The sequence below is a fragment of the uncultured Nitrospira sp. genome (assembly GCA_902500695.1).
In the GTDB taxonomy this organism is placed as follows: Bacteria; Nitrospirota; Nitrospiria; order Nitrospirales; family UBA8639; genus Nitrospira_E.
On sequence record CABVRQ010000109.1, the window covers coordinates 1 to 3,144 of the forward strand.

General features: G+C 49.5%; 3 protein-coding genes. 1 reads left to right on the forward strand and 2 read right to left on the reverse strand.

From position 1 onward, the window contains the following. On the forward strand, window positions 1-241 hold a 241-nt coding region (locus AAH187_RS17615; RefSeq protein WP_342349795.1), incomplete at its 5' end, for a tetratricopeptide repeat protein. A 705-nt stretch (window positions 242-946) separates the two neighbouring features. Here the strand turns inward: AAH187_RS17615 and AAH187_RS17620 are convergent. Beyond that, window positions 947-1,984, reverse strand: a complete 1,038-nt coding sequence (locus AAH187_RS17620; RefSeq protein WP_342349796.1) for a GAF domain-containing protein — start codon at window positions 1,982-1,984, stop codon at window positions 947-949. A gap of 90 nt (window positions 1,985-2,074) precedes the next feature. Further along, on the reverse strand, window positions 2,075-3,144 hold a 1,070-nt coding region (locus AAH187_RS17625; protein ID WP_342349797.1), incomplete at its 5' end, for a SulP family inorganic anion transporter.

A 3,144-nucleotide genomic window follows, 5' to 3' on the forward strand; every position in this document is an offset into this window, starting at 1 on the left:
TGAGCTCGACCAGGCTGAAGTGATGTACGGCGAGAGTTTAGCATTGCACGAGGAATTAGGAGACAAGATTGGGATGGCACACACCTACCGTAGTCTGGGCACAGTGTTTCGCGAGCGAGGTGACCTCGCCCAAGCTGAAGTGATGTACCGCAAGAGTTTAACGTTGTTCCCCAAAAAACAGATGAGTTCCGAGGTTTCGCGCATCCAAAACCTGCTGAAAGATATTGGGGCTGTTGACTAATGGCAAAAATGTCCGTTTTTTGAATTTCGATCTTCTTTGAAATCAACAAGTTAAAAATTCATAATGGGGTCATGGGTCAAGATTTTGGGTCACCCCTTAGCAGGCTCTGTCAAGTAGGCACACGTCTCCTCTGATTCTCTTTCTCCTTTTTCAGCTCTTCGCTCTTGAACTGCGCCGCCGAGAAGTCCAATTCGCACCTGGGTTTTCATTTTGGTTGATGTCGGCTCCTTTCCTCAGCCGCACCAGTCACCCATCAGATCAAGGCTCGTCGGGTCGGCTGAGTGCTCCGCCCTGCAGTCCCTGGCATCGCATGCACCAGAAAACCGTCAGGGCTCGACGAAGGTCCACTTGGAAGAGGCACAAATTGTGTGGATTGGCAATCCAAGGAGTACGGAGCGCAGTTGCGTCAATGCGAACATCGGTTCAGGTGTCGACACTGGTATCAGCTCTGGCCATTCTGCAGCTGATACTCTGGCTTTTGATCACGGCGATAGGTCGCCATAATTATGGCATCGGTAACGGATGGCTTAACATGCCGTTGCGTGATCTGCACGTATTCTACGTCCGAGAACCATGCAGGCATGGCGTCTTGGTGTGACAGGAATATCTTGAAGACCCGAATACTTTGAGCCTGTGGCTCAATCTGTAAAACGTCCGACACCATTCAATCGTCGCCAAATGTTCCCACCATACCGAACCTTATTTCTATCGCAATTCCTCATGAATGCCTTCGGCGGTTATCTTGTGATCGCCCGGCACGTCTTCTAGTTCCCGCACCGCTTTGATACGGCCGTAGAGACGTCTCAAGTGGTCCTCATATTCGCCTCGTTTGAGACCGGCGTGATCTCGTTCAAAGATACGACCCAACAGGTACCCGATGATTTCCATGACGTCCAGGAGCTTGGCATCCGGTTCCATCGCTTCTTCGGAGAAAAACTCCATCACCGCCACCACTTTCGGTCCAATGAGGATGGGAAACGCAAAACCGGCCTTCACACCTATTTCCTTGGCAAGGCGGGCGCGAGGGAAATTGGGATCCTTCGTCACATTTTTAATCCAAGCCACCTTTCCACTGGCCAACACCCGACCAGGTAATCCTTCACCAGGAACAAATTTCGTGGCTTCTGTCACCTGTCGAAACGTTTCGAATTGCCCCCATTCCCTCAAAACCCAAATTTTGCTGGGACTCAACAGATCAGTATCGCCGTCACGGATATAGAGATGTGCGACCGGCCACCCGGTATAGTCGCAAATGATTTTCATGGCACCTTTTAACGCATCTTCTACAGGGTCATTGGTATTGGATAAGACGGCAATCTCCTGATTTAATTTCAGAAAGGTCGTTTCCTGTTTCAAGAGATCATAGGCCATTTTCATTTTTTCCGATTCCTTCTGCTCTTCGATAAACCGCAGTTGTCCTAAGGCAAACACGGCGACCAGCCATATGACGAAGATAGAAAGCGCCCGATTGATTTCTGCCATCCAAAAGGCCACGCCAGGATCGGAAATAAACAGGTCTTCCAATGTCAGAATGGTCCCGGCAATTGCCCCGCCATAGATCAACCGCCTGTCTTTCGCCATGAAGCCCAATAACACCAAAACAGCATAGGCTTCACTAATTGACACCCCCAACGGGAACATGCCATCAACAAGAGAGATGACCAGGGCCACACCGACGATGAGGACCACATAGCCAATGGTCGGGATCGAAAAACCGGGAATTTTTACGGAGGGTGTTGTCATAAGGTACCTACGATCGTTCCACAGTGTGATTGAGGTTCGTGAGCGTGGTCATTTTTTCCCGACACTTTTTTGGCAATCGACTTCCTGGAGTTACATAACCCGTGGCTTCAGGGGAGATTCACCTGACACAAACTCTTCCTCCAGCCATCGGACGCAATCGAAAATATCATCAAAAATATGATGTGCTGGAATGAGTCTTGGCGTCAGATCAACCGCGCGGAGCATCTCCAGCGGTTGGGGATTAATGTTGGCCAACAGGACTCGAATATCCCGCTTTTGCATGTATTCAAAGACTAATTCCAGGGCATGCGCAGCTGATTGGTCGAGATACGGCACGCGATTCATCTCAAAGACCAGAATCCTGACTGTGGGCAATTGTTTAATGTTATCGATTAAGAAGTGGGAAAAGCCGAAGAAAATCGGCCCCGTAAACGTTTTGATATACACGGTATCTAAATAATCCTGTGGTAACACGAATTCTTCTCTCAGGTCGCAGGGTTTTCGAATTTTTAGCGACCGAAGGGGAAACAGAACAATTTTTTCTTCTCCGATGTCCCCCATTTTCTTCATAAAAATAAAGACCGAAAGGGTCATCCCTGCTCCGACGGCCGTGATTAAATCAACAAACACGGTCAGGAGCAACACAATGAAGAGGATGGCGCTTTCAGCCCGGTCCACTTTCACCACTTCTTTGAGGCCCTTATAGTCGATAATGTCTAAACCGACAGTAATGAGTATGGCCGCCAGGACGGGGATTGGCACATATTGAACATATTTCCCCAATCCTAATAACACCGCCAGCAGAAAAAGACTGGAAATCACCCCGGCGAGCCTGGTACGACCTCCAGCCTTCACATTGACGATCGAGGACATGGTCGTTCCCGCACCGGGTAATCCACCAAAGAGTGCCGATGCCACATTGCCCATACCCTGACCAATTAATTCACGGTTACTCTGATGCTTGGTTTCGGTGATTTTGTCGAGAATGACAGCGGTCAAGAGGGTGTCAATGCATCCCAAGGCTCCAAGGGTTAAGGCCGCGGTGATGATAAAGGACGGTTGAGAAACATCCACATTCAATAACGATTCGAGTTGAAGGGTCGGCAACCCTTGGGCCACCTCCCCAATGAGGGGAATAGATAAACCGGTCGCCAATGCGA

What these genes read in the sequence shown, in the direction of transcription:
- AAH187_RS17620 (WP_342349796.1), bottom strand. Translation starts at nt 1,984, where the DNA reads ATGACAACACCCTCCGTAAAAATTCCCGGTTTTTCGATCCCGACCATT.